At 43.5% G+C, this 17,244-nt stretch carries 11 protein-coding genes; all 11 read left to right on the forward strand.

Annotated elements, in window-relative coordinates:
* Positions 1–60 precede the first annotated feature (60 nt).
* The 11 genes from parE (at position 61) to ACFOGI_RS01215 (ending at position 17,163) form a co-directional block, all read left to right on the forward strand.
* The gene (gene parE / locus ACFOGI_RS01165; RefSeq protein WP_390267148.1) at positions 61–2,052 is read left to right on the forward strand and encodes a DNA topoisomerase IV subunit B; all 1,992 of its coding nucleotides are present in this window, start codon (positions 61–63) and stop codon (positions 2,050–2,052) included.
* Between the two features lie 24 nt (positions 2,053–2,076).
* Positions 2,077–4,527, forward strand: coding sequence for a DNA topoisomerase IV subunit A (gene parC / locus ACFOGI_RS01170; RefSeq protein ID WP_390267151.1), 2,451 nt, complete (start codon positions 2,077–2,079; stop codon positions 4,525–4,527).
* Between the two features lie 134 nt (positions 4,528–4,661).
* A complete protein-coding gene (locus tag ACFOGI_RS01175; RefSeq protein WP_390267154.1) occupies positions 4,662–5,804 on the forward strand; it encodes an acyl-CoA dehydrogenase family protein in 1,143 nt (380 codons plus the stop codon).
* Between the two features lie 60 nt (positions 5,805–5,864).
* On the forward strand, positions 5,865–7,232 hold the full coding sequence (locus tag ACFOGI_RS01180; RefSeq protein WP_390267157.1) for an acetyl-CoA carboxylase biotin carboxylase subunit: 1,368 nt from the start codon (positions 5,865–5,867) through the stop codon (positions 7,230–7,232).
* Positions 7,233–7,451 carry an acetyl-CoA carboxylase biotin carboxyl carrier protein subunit gene (locus tag ACFOGI_RS01185; RefSeq protein WP_390267160.1) on the forward strand — a complete coding sequence of 73 codons (219 nt, stop codon included), beginning with the start codon at positions 7,233–7,235 and terminating at the stop codon, positions 7,449–7,451. It begins immediately after the preceding gene.
* A gap of 62 nt (positions 7,452–7,513) precedes the next feature.
* Positions 7,514–8,293 (forward strand): enoyl-CoA hydratase, encoded by a 780-nt coding sequence (locus ACFOGI_RS01190; RefSeq protein WP_390267163.1) that lies wholly within the window; start codon positions 7,514–7,516, stop codon positions 8,291–8,293.
* A 17-nt stretch (positions 8,294–8,310) separates the two neighbouring features.
* Complete coding sequence (locus ACFOGI_RS01195; RefSeq protein ID WP_390267166.1) at positions 8,311–9,840, forward strand: acyl-CoA carboxylase subunit beta; 1,530 nt, start codon at positions 8,311–8,313, stop codon at positions 9,838–9,840.
* Between the two features lie 154 nt (positions 9,841–9,994).
* On the forward strand, positions 9,995–13,609 hold the full coding sequence (locus ACFOGI_RS01200; RefSeq protein ID WP_390267169.1) for a dynamin family protein: 3,615 nt from the start codon (positions 9,995–9,997) through the stop codon (positions 13,607–13,609).
* Between the two features lie 15 nt (positions 13,610–13,624).
* On the forward strand, positions 13,625–14,488 hold the full coding sequence (locus tag ACFOGI_RS01205) for a 5'-3' exonuclease (RefSeq protein ID WP_390267172.1): 864 nt from the start codon (positions 13,625–13,627) through the stop codon (positions 14,486–14,488).
* Between the two features lie 254 nt (positions 14,489–14,742).
* On the forward strand, positions 14,743–15,573 hold the full coding sequence (locus ACFOGI_RS01210) for a gamma-glutamylcyclotransferase (protein ID WP_390267175.1): 831 nt from the start codon (positions 14,743–14,745) through the stop codon (positions 15,571–15,573).
* A 63-nt stretch (positions 15,574–15,636) separates the two neighbouring features.
* Positions 15,637–17,163, forward strand: coding sequence for an FAD-dependent oxidoreductase (locus ACFOGI_RS01215; protein WP_390267178.1), 1,527 nt, complete (start codon positions 15,637–15,639; stop codon positions 17,161–17,163).
* The last annotated feature ends 81 nt before the right edge of the window (positions 17,164–17,244 follow it).

The raw sequence follows: 17,244 nt of genomic DNA on the forward strand, positions 1-17,244 counted from the left end.
TGAAAACAAAATTTTACACAAACAAACATTTGTTCTATTATAGAAATATAGCATGTATCCATGGACTCGGTGAACAAGAAAGGAGTCGACAGCAGGTTGGTAAATCATTCAGAAACATATACAGACGAATCGATTCAGGTACTAGAAGGTTTGGACGCTGTCCGAAAACGGCCTGGCATGTATATTGGAAGCACAGATACTCGTGGTCTTCATCATTTAGTATTTGAAATAGTGGACAATGCCGTAGATGAAGCTTTGGCCGGTTACGGCAATCTCATCAAGGTAACCATACATAAAGATAACAGTATATCGGTACAGGACACCGGAAGAGGGATACCAACAGGTATGCATCGGACAGGCCGGCCGACAGCAGAGGTGATTTTCACAGTTCTGCATGCTGGCGGCAAGTTCGGCCAAGGCGGCTATAAAACTAGTGGAGGACTGCATGGCGTCGGTGCTTCGGTAGTGAACGCACTGTCTGAGTGGCTGGAAGTGACCATTTACAGGGACGGAGAGGAATTTTTCCAGCGGTTTGAGCATGGTGGCAAACCAGTAGGATCCCTTGAAAAGAAAGGAAAGACACGAAAGTCCGGAACTGTTATCCATTTCAAACCGGATACGTCCATATTCTCAGCAACTGTCTATAATTTTGAAACATTATCTGAACGCTTAAGGGAATCTGCATTTCTCCTGAAAGGCTTGAAAATAGAATTGGAGGATAAACGGTCAGGTGATAACGAGTTATATGAATATCCCGATGGATTAGAATCCTTCGTAGCATATTTGAATGAAGAAAAGGATACTTTGCATGAAGTGGTTTCATTTGAAGGGGAGCAGCAGGGGATCGAGGCGGATTTCGCTTTTCAATTCAATGATGGATATGCAGAAAGCATGCTGTCCTTTGTAAATAACGTTCGCACGAAAGACGGTGGTACCCATGAATCAGGCGCGAGAGCTGCAATCACACGTACGTTCAACGAGTATGCAAGAAGAACTGGTCTCCTGAAAGAAAAAGACAAAAACCTGGAGGGGACAGACCTTCGAGAAGGTTTGACAGCAATCGTTTCCGTCAGGATCCCAGAAGAAATGCTCCAATTCGAAGGACAAACGAAAGGGAAGCTTGGCACTTCGGAAGCCAGATCATCTGTTGATGCAGTGGTTTCCGAGAAGCTCACTTACTTTTTGGAAGAAAACGCGGATATTTCTACATTGCTTATCAAAAAGGCGATTAAGGCGAAAGAAGCCAGGGAAGCGGCCCGAAAAGCGAGAGAAGATGCCCGCTCCGGCAAGAAGAAACGGAAAAAGGACGCACTGCTCAGTGGTAAGCTGACGCCTGCACAGTCCAGGAATGCAAGTAAAAATGAGCTATATCTTGTTGAGGGTGATTCTGCTGGAGGCTCTGCGAAACAAGGAAGGGATCGGAAATTCCAAGCGGTACTTCCCCTAAGGGGAAAAGTAATCAACACAGAAAAGGCCAATCTCGAAGATGTCTTCAAGAATGAAGAAATTTCCACTATCATCCATACAATCGGAGCAGGTGTAGGCGGAGATTTCAACATGGAAGATGTGCAATACGATAAGATTATCATCATGACAGACGCAGACACAGATGGTGCGCATATTCAAGTACTTCTACTCACCTTCTTCTACCGCTATATGCGTGCACTCGTAGAGGAAGGTAAAATATTTATTGCCCTTCCGCCTCTATTCAAAATCTCCAAGGGCAAAGGGAAAAAAGAAAAGACTGTCTATGCTTGGGAAGAAGAGGAAATGAAACAGGCAGTAAAGGAATTTAAAAACGGCTACATTATCCAGCGGTATAAAGGTTTGGGTGAAATGAATGCCGACCAATTATGGGAAACTACAATGAATCCTGAAACACGCACATTGATCCGCGTAACCATCGATGACCTTGCAAGAGCCGAACGGAGAGTGACGACATTGATGGGAGATAAGGTAGAACCCCGCAGGAAGTGGATTGAAGGCCATGTGAAGTTCGGGATGGATGAAGATGCAAGCATATTGGAAAACGATAAAATTCATAATTCATAGATAGCTAATTAAGGGGAGATTGCTTTGGCACAGCCAGAAAAATATTTGGACCTTCCTTTAGAAGAAGTGATAGGTGACAGATTTGGAAGGTACAGCAAGTATATTATCCAGGATAGAGCACTGCCTGACGCACGAGACGGGCTGAAACCTGTACAGAGAAGAATTTTATATGCCATGCATGAAGAGCGGAATACTCATGATAAGAATTTCCGTAAATCAGCGAAGACAGTGGGAACCGTTATCGGCAATTACCACCCACATGGTGATTCTTCTGTCTATGAAGCAATGGTACGGATGAGCCAGGATTGGAAAATGAGAAATGTATTGGTGGAAATGCATGGCAATAACGGAAGTATTGATGGAGATCCGCCTGCAGCTATGCGTTATACGGAAGCCCGTCTGGCCCGGATCACATCAGAACTGCTTCGTGATATTGATAAGGAAACGGTAGATTTCATCCTTAATTTCGATGAGACCTCCGAGGAGCCGGTCGTTCTTCCAGCGAAGTTCCCTAACCTCCTGGTCAATGGCTCTACCGGCATTTCTTCCGGCTATGCAACAGATATACCTCCTCATAACCTTACAGAAGTAATTGATGCGATCATTTTGCGCATGGATAAACCTCAGGCTGGTGTTGATGATTTGATGACGGTTATGAAGGGACCGGATTTTCCCACCGGGGGGGTCATTCAGGGGGTAGATGGAATTAAGAAGGCGTATGAGACTGGACGCGGGAAAGTCATTGTACGCGGTAAAGCCAACATCGAAGATCTTCGCGGAAACCGCCAACAAATTGTCATCGACGAAGTCCCATATGAAGTGAACAAGGCGAATATGGTTAAGAAGATGGACGAGCTCCGGCTTGACCGAAAAGTGGAAGGCATTGCAGAGGTAAGGGATGAGACAGACCGGACAGGCCTGCGTATTGTGATCGAATTGAAGAAAGATGCTAACAGTCAAGGTATATTGAACTATCTTTATAAAAACACGGACCTGCAGGTAACTTACCACTTCAACATGGTTGCTATTCAGGATAAAACACCAAAACTGCTCTCCCTTCCCCAGATAATTGATGCATATATCCAGCATCAGAAGGATGTCATGACTAGACAAACCGCCTACGATTTGAGAAAGGCCAAGAACCGTGCCCATATTGTCGAAGGTCTGATCAAGGCCGTTTCCATCCTGGATCAGCTGATTACGACCATCAGGGAATCCAAAGACAAGCAGGATGCCAAAAGGCGGATCATTGAAGCGTATGGCTTTACAGAAGTCCAGGCGGAGGCAATTGTCATGCTCCAATTATACAGGCTGACCAATACCGACATCACCATGCTGGAAAAGGAAGCGGAAGAGCTTCAGAAGAAGATAGCAGAATATGAGTCCATTTTGTCAAATGAAAAAAAGCTTCATCAGACGATTAAAAAAGACTTGAAGGAAATTAAGAAAACATTTGCAGAACCTCGAAAAACACTTATTGAAGATAAAATAGAGGAATTGAAGATCAACATTGAAGTGATGATAGCCAGTGAAGATGTACTCACTTCCGTAACAAGAGATGGTTATGTCAAGCGGACAAGCCTGCGTTCCTACGCTGCTTCAAATGGAGAGGACCTAGCTTTGAAAGAAGGAGATCACCTTATCTCACTGAATGAGTTGAATACGACAGATAAACTGCTGTTATTTACGAACAGGGGCAGATATCTCGTCATACCTGTTCATCAGTTGCCAGACATACGTTGGAAGGATATGGGGCAGCATATTTCCAATATTGTCTCCATGGAAAAAGAAGAGCAGATTATAAAAACCATACCAATCAGAGAGTTCCATGATGATCACTACCTGATCTTCTTTACGAAAAATGGGATGATCAAACGAAGCGAATTAAAATTGTATGATGCTCAACGACATTCAAAGCCATTGATTGCGCTAAACGTGAAAAAAAATGATGAACTGATAGATGTTCATATGTCCAATGGCAGATGTGATATTTTTATTGCCTCCAATACCGGTTACGGCTTGTGGTATGAGGAATCCGAAGTGTCTTTGGTTGGCCAAAGAGCCGGCGGAGTCAAAGCTATACAGTTGAAAGATGAAGAACATGTTGCTGCTGGTCAGGTATTTGATGGTCTCTCCAACCCATCGCTTGTACTGGTAACCCAACGGGGTGCTTGCAAACGTATGAGATTAAGGGAATTCGAGAAAACGGGCAGGGCTAAGCGCGGCCTGGTAATGCTAAAGGAATTGAAGAATAAACCACATCGGGTGAAAGGATTTTATGCAATGGAGGAAGATGAGAAGCTGGCTGCCAAAACGGAGAATGGCGAGATATACACTATTTCCCCTGAAGAATTATCCTTCAGGGACCGGTACAGCAACGGATCGTTCGTCATCGATGCTGATAAGCATGGCCAGGTGAGCGAGGTCTGGGCAGAACCCGACTATGAAAAACCCTTTGAGGAAGCCGAGGAATAACAGGACAATCAGCTGAATATGATGTAAAGTTAAGAAAATAGCAACAATTATTGATGTTTGTTAGCGTACAGGCTAATATTTAGATGTATACTCTGATTGATAACTTATTCCGGTACGCCGAGGAGGGTTATGGGGTGAATTTTGAACTGACAAAGGAACAATCCATGGTGCAAAAAGTGGTTAGGGAGTTCGCCGACGAGATTATACGTCCCAGGGCACAAGAAATTGACAAAGAGGCTAGATTCCCGGCAGACATTTTCAAGCAAATGGGCGATTTGGGTCTGCTGGGAATTCCTTTCCCTGAAAAATATGGTGGTTCGGGGGGAGGCACCCTGTCCTATGCACTTGCGGTAGAGGAAATCGGACGAGTATGCGGAAGTACTGGCCTGAGCTATGCCGCAGCCGTTTCATTAGGTGCAAGTCCCATCTATTATTTTGGATCTGAAGAACAAAAACAAACATTTCTGGTTCCTATGGCTCAAGGGAAAACCCTTGGTGCTTTTGGTCTGACAGAACCAAATGCTGGTTCAGATGCGGGCGGAACTAAAACGACAGCAGTGGTGGAGGGTGAAAATTACCTGATTAACGGTGAAAAATGTTTCATCACCAATGCTGGATATTCTGAGCAGGTGATTGTAACAGCTGTTACTGGTAAAGATAGAAAAGGGAAGAAGACGATTTCGTCCATTATCGTACCAAGTGATACTGCAGGAATCCAGATTACAAGCAACTATGATAAAATGGGTGTCCGTGGTTCGGATACGGCACAAATCATCCTGGAAAATGTAAGCGTTTCACAAAAAAACCTCCTTGGACAGCCGGATCAAGGTTTCTCGCAATTTCTAAAAACCTTGGATGGCGGTAGAATATCCATAGGCGCACTTGGTTTGGGAATCGCCCAGGCATCTCTGGATAAGTCATTAGCCTATGCTAAAGAGAGGGAGCAGTTCGGGAGTAATATTTCCAATTTTCAATCCATTCAGTTCAAATTGGCGGATATGGCAATGGAAATAGAATTGGCACGTAATATGGTATATAAAGCTGCATGGTTGAAAGATAAGGAGAAAGACTTCAGCAAGGAAGCTGCTTTTGCGAAACTGTATGCGACCGAAACAGCTTTCCGGGCGGCAAACCAAGCTGTACAAATCCACGGTGGCTATGGTTATATGCGGGAATATGAGGTTGAAAGATATTTAAGAGATGCCAAATTGCTGGAGATTGGTGAAGGGACTTCAGAGATTCAGAGACTTGTTATTGCGCGGCACCTCGGCTGTTGAAAGTGAACTTAATTGGCAGGCTGCGGGCATGAAGGACAAGAATCAGGGGAGGCAATATCCATGATTAAGAGACTGTTGATCGCCAACCGGGGAGAAATTGCCAGCCGTATAATCCGTACGTGCAAAGACATGGACATACACACAATTGCTGTTTATTCAGAAGCAGACCAGTACGCCCCACATGTCCGTTTAGCTGATGAAAGCTATTTAATCGGACCATCAAGGGCGGAAGAAAGCTATATGAATATGGATAAAATCATGGAGGCCGCTAAGAAATTGAAAGCAGATGCTATTCATCCAGGATATGGCTTCCATAGTGAAAACCCGGCATTTGCTGAAAGGTGCAGACAGGAAGGAATCATCTTTATTGGACCATCAACGGAGATCATTAGAAAGATGGGGAATAAGTCGATATCCAGGAAACTTATGAAGAATGCAGGAGTTCCAGTACTTCCAGGATCTGAAGGGGTTTTAACCTCTGCTGCAGAAGCCGTCAGATGTGCTAATAAAATCGGCTATCCGATCATGTTGAAAGCTTCTGCAGGTGGAGGCGGAATCGGACTCCAAACCGTGAACAATGATGAAGAATTGATGCAAGCATTCGCCAGTAACTCCAAACGAGCAAAGGCGTTTTTCGGGGACGGCTCTATGTTCCTGGAGAAGAAGCTTGTTGAATCCCATCATATTGAGATACAAATTATTGCCGACTCATTCGGGAATGTTGTTCATCTGTTTGAACGGGAGTGCTCTATTCAAAGGAGGAATCAAAAAGTCCTAGAAGAAGCCCCCTCCCCATTTATTTCTGAAGAAACCCGAAGAAAAATGGGGAAAGCAGCTGTAAAGGCTGCAAAGGCATTAGGTTACGAAAATGTCGGCACATTAGAATTTTTGGTGGATGAGCAGGAGAGATTCTACTTTTTAGAAATGAACACCCGCATCCAAGTAGAACATCCAGTTACTGAAGAAATTACAGGTGTTGATCTGGTCAAGACCCAGATAGATATAGCGAATGGAGAGAAACTCCAGTTCAGACAAGAACAGCTTCAAATTCAAGGACATGCAATCGAGACACGAATTTATGCAGAGGATCCACTTTCATTTTATCCCTCGCCCGGTCATATAGATAGATTTCAACCGCCCCATGGAGAAAATATACGTAACGAAGTCGCTGTCACCGAAAACTATCAGGTGACACCGTTCTATGACCCAATGATTGGGAAACTTATCGTGAAGGGGGAGACGAGAGAGGCAGCTATCGAACGATTAAAGGAAGCTCTCGACCAATATGAAATCAAAGGTATCAAGACAAATCTGCGAACGCTCCGGGAAGTTGCACAATCAGAGGCATTCATCAAAGGACAGACTACGACTTCCTTTATCGATGACCATTATCATCCCATAGCCAGAAATAAACAGGAGGGGATATGAATGCAGTTGCTGAAAGCTAGTATGGCCGGCAATGTCTGGAAAATAACTGTCGGCATCGGAGACACTGTGGAGGAAGATCAGGATATCGTCATCCTCGAATCCATGAAAATGGAAATACCTCTGACAGCGGAAGAGGATGGGATTGTCAAGGAGATTAAAGTGAACGAAGGGGATTTTGTAAACGAAGGCGATATCTTAATTGTCATCGAGCCAGGGTAGAAGCTGATTATCAAATGCACATTTAAAACGGGTTCATCATTCTACAGGAGAAGGAGGATATAATGGCTTTAGTCGAGTGGAAAGTGACGGAAGCGCATATCGCCCGGATCACCTTGAACAGACCGAAAGCAGCAAATTCTTTGTCGACTGAACTGTTGGATGAGATGAACGAAGTAATCTGTCAAATCAACAGAGATTCCCGAGTATACTGTACAATTATCACGGGTGCAGGTCAGAAGGCCTTTTGTGCAGGAGCTGACCTTAAAGAAAGAAGCGGAATGTCAGAACAAGAAGTTATTCAAACGGTCAGCTATATCTGTGAAACCATTGGGAATGTGGAAAAAATGAGAATGCCGGTCATAGCTGCAATGAATGGTGCCTCTTACGGAGGAGGGTTGGAACTTGCACTTGCCTGTGATATCCGATTAGCATCATCAGAAGCCAAAATGGGACTGACCGAAACTTCCTTGGCAATTATTCCAGGTGCAGGAGGCACCCAGCGCCTGCCACGGTTGATAGGTATTGGGCAGGCCAAACGTCTGATTTATACAGCCAAACCGGTTACTGCTCTTGAAGCACTCAAACTGGGATTGATTGAGCAAGTGACAGAACCGAGTAATCTATTAGAGTCAGCAGGAACCCTTGCTGCTTCCATCGCTGAAAATGGCCCAATCGCTGTCAGCGAGGCTAAAACAGCCATTAATCACGGGATGCAGACAGACATCTCTACCGGTTTGGCAATAGAACATTTGAGCTATAAAGGAACGCTGTATTCTTCAGACCGACGCGAGGGGTTAAAGGCATTCCACGAGAAGAGGAAGCCGGTTTATAAAGGAGAATAATGGCAGGAGGTCATTCCATGAAATATATTGACGATCTGCAAAAGAGGACAGATGAAATCAAACAAGGCGGACGGGAAAAATACCATGAGAAAAATAAAAAGCAGGGAAAGCTTTTTGTTCGAGAGAGATTAGAACTGCTCCTTGATGAAGGATTGGATATAGAAGATGCTTTTTTTGCAAACTGTCTGGATGAGTCCCTTCCTGCCGATGGTGTAGTTACTGGTATTGGCACAGTGAACGGTCAGTCCGTCTGTGTTATGGCAAATGATTCTACCGTTAAAGCAGGATCCTGGGGGGAAAAAACGGTCGAGAAAATACTGCGTATCCAGGAGACCGCCATGAAACTCGAACTCCCAATACTTTATTTGGTGGATTCGGCCGGGGCACGAATCACAGACCAAATAGAAATGTTTCCTGGCAGAAGAGGGGCGGGCCGGATTTTCCATAATCAAATAAAACTCTCAGGGAGAGTACCGCAGGTCTGTCTGTTGTTCGGCCCCTCTGCTGCAGGAGGAGCGTATATCCCTGCTTTTTGTGATGTAGTGATAATGGTGGACGGGAATGCTTCCATGTATCTCGGTTCTCCAAGAATGGCAGAAAAAGTAATCGGGGAAAAAGTGAGCCTGGAAGAAATGGGCGGAGCGAGAATGCATGCAACTGTTTCTGGAGTAGGTGACGTTCTTGTAAAGAATGAGAGAGAAGCAATTAACTATGCACGCAGATATTTATCGTATTTTCCTGCCAACTTCCGGGAGAAACCTCTGGACGTTGCCACAAAAGGCATTAAGGACATAAGCGGAAGCATTGCCGATCTGATTCCGGAAAACCCAAATGCACCATTCAATATGTATCATTTGATCGATCATCTCATCGATGATGAGAGTTTCTGTGAAGTAAAGAAAAAGTTCGCCAAAGAAATTATCACCGGTTTTGCTAGAATAAATGGGAAGTCAGTAGGCGTCATCGCAAACCAACCTAAAGTAAAAGGGGGCGTATTGTTTCCAGATTCTGCCGATAAAGCAGCAAAATTCATCCAACTCTGTGATGCCTTTCATATACCGCTATTATTTCTGGCTGATATTCCTGGATTTATGATTGGCACGCACGTCGAACGAGCGGGCATTATCCGGCATGGTGCCAAAATGATTGCAGCTATGAGTGAGGCCACCGTTCCAAAAATTTCCGTTATTGTGCGCAAAGCTTTCGGGGCTGGTTTGTATGCAATGGCTGGACCTGCTTTTGAGCCTGATTGCTGTATAGCCCTGCCCTCAGCCCAGATAGCTGTGATGGGGCCTGAAGCGGCCGTTAACGCCGTATATGCCAATAAAATTGCCGAACTGCCAAATGAAGAACGCGAGGCATTTGTCCGAGAAAAACAGGAAGAATATAAGAATAATATAGATGTGTACCGGCTGGCATCGGAAATGGTGATTGATGCTGTTGTACAGCCTTCTGCATTAAGAAAAGAATTAATCATGCGTTTCGAGGAGTATAAGAGAAAGGATGTCCAATTCACGGAAAGAAAACATGGGGTATATCCGGTTTAGTTGTTAGCTCTGGTTGAGCCGGGGCTTGTTTTTTTGCAGTCAACTTTATTTACTATAATATTATTATGTAAACAAAGATTTCTATTGAAGGTAGAAATACCAACAGGTTTCTCGTATAATAAAACGATAGAATATTGACAAATCAGGAAAGGAAATGAAAACGTTGCCAGTTAAAGATGCTATAAGACCAAGAATCAAACTTGACCAGCTCGTGGCTTTATATAAAGTGATGAAGAACCATGGAGATCGGTTGAATGCTGAGAAAATAGGAGAACTATATGAGAAGCTGAAAAATGAAGAATTGGTCATCAGTTTTGCAGGGCATTTCTCTGCAGGCAAATCTTCTATGATCAATTATCTGCTCGGAGCTGATATTCTGCCGAAAAGTCCCATCCCGACCAGTGCCAATGTAGTTAAAATCAGTTCCGGAAAGGGAACCGCGCGGGTTTACTTTCGGCGTCATCATCCAGTGGAATATCAAGAGCCATATGATATGGACATGATCAAGGAATACTCGAAAGATAAGGATGCTATTGAACGGATTGAAATCAGCACGGCAAAAGAGCTGGTACGGCCGGGCGTATCGTTCGTCGACACTCCGGGAATTGATGCAGCAGATGATGCAGATCGGATCATGACCGAATCCTCTCTGCATTTAGTAGATGTCCTTTATTACGTCATGGATTACAACCATGTACAGTCGGAAGTGAATTTACATTTTCTGCGATCCTTACAGCAGAAAGAAATTCCATATTACGTAATCATCAACCAGGTGGACAAACATGATGAACAGGAAATACCTTTCGAACAATTCCACACGAGTGTTACTGATACGTTCAGACAATGGGGATTGCAGCCAAGTCGAATCTATTATTCTTCCTTGTTCGATCCCAATGCTCCTCATAATGAGGTAGAGGACATTAAGACATCGGTTAAACAAGTAATGAAGAAGAAAGATTCCTTTTTTCATATCGAACACTCCGTCAAACAAGTGGTGGCAGATCACAAGAAAGAGTTAATCAAGCGATACGAAGATCAGCTTCCCGAGGGGGAAAACGACGCAGAAATGGGAGAGCTTGAAGAATGGGAATCCAAACTGGAGGAGACCGAGGCTGAAGCTGAACAGTTGGAAAAAGCCTTTCAACAGGAGATGCAGCAAACCTTAAAAAATGCCTATTTGATGCCTGCCGATCTTCGTGAAACGGCCAGACTCTATTTAGAGTCCCAACAAAGTGATTTTAAAATAGGTCTTTTCAATTCGAAAAAAAAGACGCAGGAAGAACGTCAGGCGAGGGCTGAAAGATTTATAGGAGCACTTAATAAAAATGCTGAAACAGCAATTCAGTGGAAACTTCGGGATAAATTCGCCCGGTTAGTAAAAGAGTATGGGGTAAATGAAAGTAATATAGACCAGACAATCCAGGAAATCACTGTTGCCTATCGTCCTGGGGATGCAGAAAGGTTGATTAAACCTGGAGCGAAAGTAACTGGAGATTATTTACTCAACTATACTAATGATGTAGGAGCAGATATCAAGAGTAAATTTAAGCAAAAGTTTTTGAAATTGCTCCCATCACTCAGGGATGCCATAGTAGAAAAGAACAGAAAAACGACTGAAGACTTGAAGCAGAAGATAGAAAAGCTGAAAAAGCAGAAACATATAGAGGAAGAACAGCATAGGCTGAAAAAGGAACTTGATGAACAATTACATCATCTGGAAGCACAGTTGCAGGCACCTGCAACCGACAGGGAGGATTGGGAGCTGATCGAAGGCACGTTGACCAGTAACCAAGAATTCCTCCAGCCGGATGAGGTGGAAGAACAACAGACTATCTCTCAAAATACACCCGACAGGGAAATGACAGACATTAGTACAGAGAGGGATGACACACTTTCGGTGCATGATGTATTGCAGGATATAGAAAAGACAATACAAACAATCAATGGACTACCAGGATTTCAAGGTCATATAGATGATCTGAGGAGCAAACAGAATCGATTAACCGATAGATCCTTTACCATTGCTTTATTCGGAGCATTCAGTGCCGGTAAATCATCATTTGCGAATGCTTTACTCGGACAGCAGGCCCTGCCTGTCTCTCCCAACCCGACAACAGCAGCTGTCAACCGGATCCGCCCTGTGACGAAAGATCATCCCCATGGCACCGTCACCGTTAAAATCAAAGACCATGAGGCCATTAAAAACGATCTCCTTTTGATGACCAAGATCTTTCAGCCGGAGGATAAAAAGACAGAGGAACTGCTGGAATGGATTGAAAAAGAGGGAATTCATCGCAACAACAAACTGGACAGTATGTATCAGTCTTATTTGACAGCAATGCTGAGGGGATATAGCCAAATAAAAGATCGTATTGGCAACCAGGTCGACATTACATTGGATGAGTTTTCAGCCTATGTAACGGATGAAACGAAGGCTTGCTATATTGAATCAATTGATTTATACTTTGATTCTTCCTTAACAAGACAAGGGATCACCCTAGTGGATACACCTGGAGCAGATTCTGTGAATGCAAGGCATACAAATGTCGCTTTCGACTATATTAAACACGCAGATGCCATTTTGTATGTGACATATTACAATCATGCTCTCTCTCGTGCGGATAAAGACTTCCTAATGCAGCTGGGTAGAGTAAAAGAGGCCTTTGAACTCGATAAAATGTTCTTTATCGTCAATGCAGCTGATTTGGCGGCAGATGAAGAAGAATTGAGCATGGTAACAAACTATGTGGAAGAGCAACTGGTAGAGTTGGGCATTCGCTTCCCAAGGCTATTCCCTGTATCAAGCAAACGCTCTTTAAAAGAAAAGCAAGATGGCACCAAGCTGAATTCGCAGATTCGTGAATTTGAAGAGAGATTTCATCAGTTCATCAGCCAAGATCTCCAACGGCTTACGATTCAATCTGCAGCTATGGATGTTTATCATGCATATCGTACACTTAACCACTATGTAGAATCCTTAAGCTTAAATGAAAAGGAAAGAAAGGCACGTAAAGAAAAGCTTCGCTCGAATATGGAGTTAATTAATGAGACAATAAATGAATGGGATACGAGCCTGGACGAGACCAAGATAGCTCAGAAAGTAGAAAAACAGATTTACTATGTACTTGAGCGGTTGTCGATCCGCTTCCATGATATGTTCAAGGAGATGTTCAATCCTACAACCATCACAGAATCCGGCAGGAAAGCACAAGAACAACTGAAACAAAGCCTCCAAAAATTGCTGGATTACTCAGGGTATGAGCTGCTTCAAGAGGTACAGGCTGTCTCTTTAAGGATTGAATCATTCCTTCGTACTTTAGAAAAAGAGAGTCATGATTCACTTGCCAAGGATTTAGAAAAAATTGATGGGACTTTCTTTCTACCTGAAGCAGGTGAACAGGAAATAGAAACACCTTCTTATAAGCAGGCTTTCAGTCAGCTCAAGCCTGCCGAATTTAAACATATTCTGGCGGGTTATAATGGAACAAAGGCATTCTTTGTAAAGAATGAGAAAGAAATGATGAAGGACAAAATCTATCAAGAACTTGAGCCATATGCCCAACAATACCTCGATCATAATAGAACGAAGATGGAAAAGCATTATTGCACAGCATGGAAAAACAGAGTTGATCATTTCAAACAGACAGCAAAGTCGTATGCAGAACAGCATCTGAACAACCATTTGGAAATGATGAATGCTCCTGTAGACTTGGACCGTCTCAAGGATAAAGAAAAAGTCCTCAGGGAAATCAGCAAAAAACTTAATTAGAGGTGTAGCAACAAAATGGATAGACAGAAGATAATGTTAGTAGATGGAATGGCTTTATTGTTTCGGGGATTTTTTGCCACTTCCTTTCGGGGGAATTTCATGAAAACAAGCAAAGGTATTCCTACGAATGGCGTGTATCAGTTTCTAAGATATATGTTGGATGCTGCTGACAGATTTCAGCCTACACATATGATATGCTGCTGGGATATGGGAAGCAGAACATTCCGGACGGAGTTATATGAAGGATATAAAGCGAATAGGGATGAACCACCTGTAGAACTCTTGCCACAATTTGATTTGGTTAAAGAAGTGGTTGCCTCATTCGATATGCCTAACATCGGTATAGAAAACTTTGAAGCAGACGATTGTATCGGTACATTGGCGAATATGTACAAGGAAGAGAATGATGTCCTTGTTTTGACAGGCGACCAGGATATCCTGCAGCTGGTTGATAAAGGAATACAAGTAGCGATCATGAAGAAAGGGCAGGGGAATTATGATGTATACAGCCACGAGAATTTCTATGATAAAAAAGGCTTATTGCCCAATCAGATAGTTGATCTGAAAGCCTTAATGGGGGATCCTTCCGACAATTATCCTGGTGTAAAAGGAATTGGGGAGAAAACCGCACGGAAACTCTTGGAAGAATACACAACAATTGAAGATTTGCTTGAAAATCTTGACTCTCTTCCGAAAGGAGTCCAGTCAAAGATCCGTAATAATCTAGAAATGCTTCATCTTTCCCGAAATCTTGCTGAGATTAAATGCGATGTTCCCGTTGGTTGTGAGTTGGAATCAGCAGTCTGGCAGTATGATAAAAGAAAAGTCGAGGAAAAATTCCAGGAATTGGAATTCAGGAATCTGGAGAAACTCATATAATTCATAAATCAAGCACTAAAGGTGGCCTTAACCAGGCCATCTTTTTTTATTCCCTTTAAACAATATGGCACAAATAAATACCCCAGCCTCTAATCGATATACCCCCGCACCCCGTCAATATACCCACCACCCGTATTCCTCATACCCCATAGGTGTATTCTATCGAAAGGAGGGGGTATATGCGACGCGGGGTAGCATTTACAATATAGGTAAAGGGTATAGCGTAATATAAATCTTTGGAGGGGGAGATTTGAATGCATCGGTTGTTTGTCTATGGAAGACTGCGAAGAGGAGAAGAATTACACGAGCGACTAAAAGGAGCAGATTGCGTATCTCTTCATGCATGGGTGTATGGGAAACTGGAGGATACAGGGAACGGCTGGCCACTACTTAAAGAGGACCCACTCCAGAGAGTCTATGGAGAGATGTATAAGGTGACCATTGATCAACTGCAGACAATCAGAACTGACTCATCAATCGGTGGATTGATAGAATGGACAGCTTACAATGACAGGGCCCAATCTTTCGAGGTAATAGTTCCGCTCTATAAAGATGCTGTTCGAGAAACAGCAAGATCCATCCCTTTAGGAGATTGGAAAGTCTACCGCTATTTAATGAGAGAGGACCTCTTTTATTTTGCCTACGGCTCCTGCATGGATGATGAGCGTTTTAAGCTGGCAAAGGTAGACCAACATTTTAATGATTCAATCGGAAAAGCTTTGCTTCACAATCACGGTTTTCGGTTATCCAGATCCTCCAATGACGGCGGTAAGGCGGATATCATCGAATCATTTGGTGAACAGGTGGAAGGAATTGTATATAAGGTACCAATGGAAGCGATTGACTATTTGTACCAACGGGAGGGAGTATACTCGAATGCTTATCGTCCTGCTGTTGTACAAGTTGAACTGAAGTCAGGGCAAATCGTTGATACTTTGACTTTTATTGGAATGGAAAAACAGAAAGAGACAGCTCCTACACCAAAATACGCTGAAGAGATCCTCAGGGGAGCAGAAGGCATTCTTAGCGGAGGTTATATCGACGGCTTGCGAAGACGGTTGCTGAACCTTCTAAACAAGGGGTGAGGTTTACCCTATCTTTATTCAGGTTACTAGTATTAAAGATATATTCATAAGGAGGTAATACCATTGTCACAGCAAAAGAACACCTCATTGCCAAATCAGACCCAATCATTTTGGCGCGCCACAGCCGATCAGTTGAAATACAAGCAACTAGATGAAAATATAAATGTAGATGTAGCAATCGTTGGAGGTGGTATAGCAGGTATCACGGCAGCATACTTATTGGCAAAGCGCGGGAAAAAAGTTGCTCTGCTTGAAGCACGGGAACTTGTCAATGGTACCACCGGAAATACGACAGCGAAACTCACTGCCCAACATAATCTGGTCTACGATGAACTGATCAACCGATATGGGCAGGACTGGGCGAAACTATATTATCAAGCGAACATGGAAGGAATTGCCTTGATCAAACAGCTCTCCGAAGAGTTGCAGATCGAATGCGACTTAGAAGAACAGGAAGCATTTGTGTTTACCCAAGAGGAAGAGAATCGCAGCAAATTAATGAAAGAATTGGATGCCTATGAAAAGTTGGGAATAGAGGGGGACTTCTTGGAAGACCTGCCATTAAGCTTGGATATTGAAGCAGCACTTATGATGCGGAACCAAGCACAGTTCCATCCGATGAAATTCTTGAATGGTTTATTGGGAGAACTTGTTCAACTTGACGCAAAAATATATGACTACACAAGAGTAGTAGAGATAGAGAACAAAGACCATATCCTTTGCCATTCAGAACAGGGTTATAAAGTCACAAGTAATCAGGTAATTGTAGCTACTCATTTTCCAATCCATGAACCGGATAAATTCTACTCGGGAAACTTAAATCCGGAGGGCTCATATGCACTTGCCCTTAAAGTGAACAATGAGCTGAATGAATTCCCTGACGGAATGTATATCAACACAGACCTTCCAAGAAGAACATTAAGGAAAATGAATAAAGAGGGAGAAGACTATATTCTCGTGGGTGGAGAGAGCCATCCAGTCGGGGATGGGACATCCAGCGAGCAACGTTATGAAAAGCTTGCCACTTACGCAAAGGAGAACTTTGGTGAAGAAGAAATAGTTTACCGCTGGTTCTCTCATGACTATATTTCTCCAGACCGAATGCCTTTCGTAGGTTTGCTTAATCCACAGGAGGATGGTATATATACTGCAACCGGCTTTGGGAAATGGGGATTGGCTAACGCAGCTGTGGGCGGAAAATTGCTGGCTGATTTAGTCGAAGGGAAAGAAAACCCTTATCAGGAACTATTCTCCCCACAACGCAACATCGGCAGTATGCAAGATAATGAAAGATCGAATCACAACCCTGATGAGTACGAGACTTATACACGTCCTGAAAAGCCGGAGGATCTGAAGAAAGAGCAGGGAGCCGTTCTAAAAGTGGACGGAAAGGATGTAGGTGCTTATCGCGATGGTGAAGGGAATCTTCATATGCTGGATCTCACTTGCACCCACTTAGGTTGTGGTGTGGAGTGGAATGACGGCAATTCTACTTGGGACTGTCCATGCCATGGGTCCAGGTTCACCGCAACCGGTGAAGTGATCGATGGACCGGCAGTAGAAGCATTAAAACGTCTGGATGAACAATAAGGAAAAAAGCCGTATTCCCACTGGGAAGCGGCTTTTTTAAATCCAAGTTCTCCGATTAAATATTTTGGTAAAACCCGTCAG

This window comes from Virgibacillus xinjiangensis, assembly GCF_042643145.1.
GTDB classification, from domain to species: Bacteria; Bacillota; Bacilli; order Bacillales; family Amphibacillaceae; genus Virgibacillus_O; species Virgibacillus_O xinjiangensis.